Origin of the sequence: Streptomyces sp. 4F14 (genome assembly GCF_048159485.1) — a bacterium.
In the GTDB taxonomy this organism is placed as follows: Bacteria; Actinomycetota; Actinomycetes; order Streptomycetales; family Streptomycetaceae; genus Streptomyces.
Window position 1 is genome coordinate 1 of record NZ_JBLRVY010000355.1, and the last position, 325, is coordinate 325.

Genomic DNA, 325 nt, shown 5'->3' on the forward strand with positions numbered 1-325 from the left:
GCTGAGGTGGGCGGGGCGGCTCAGGGGACGCCTCGTGTAGGGGGGCGGCCCGGTCAACGGCGGCGACCGCTCGGTTTGGGCGGCGGTGGCACGGTGCTCTCGTGGTGGGAGGGCGGGCGGAAGAAGCGGTGGAGGTCGAGGTGGTCGTCGAGTTCCTTGGCTGCGTCGCGGAGGGCATCCGAGGTGCGCCGCAGGTAGGAGCGGGCCGTGGCGTGGTCGATGACCAGGCCGTTCTTCAGGTAGTACGGGCCGATGGGGCTGGAGGGGTGCGGCAGACGGAGGGTGGTCTCCGCGGCCTCCAGGAAATGAGATGCCGCGTGGGCGG

Annotated in this window: 1 pseudogene; it reads right to left on the bottom strand. The window is 72.3% G+C overall.

The window, feature by feature from the left end:
- Positions 1–53: 53 nt before the first annotated feature.
- A pseudogene (locus ACLZOT_RS51090) lies at positions 54–325 on the bottom strand (hypothetical protein); the annotation flags it as partial.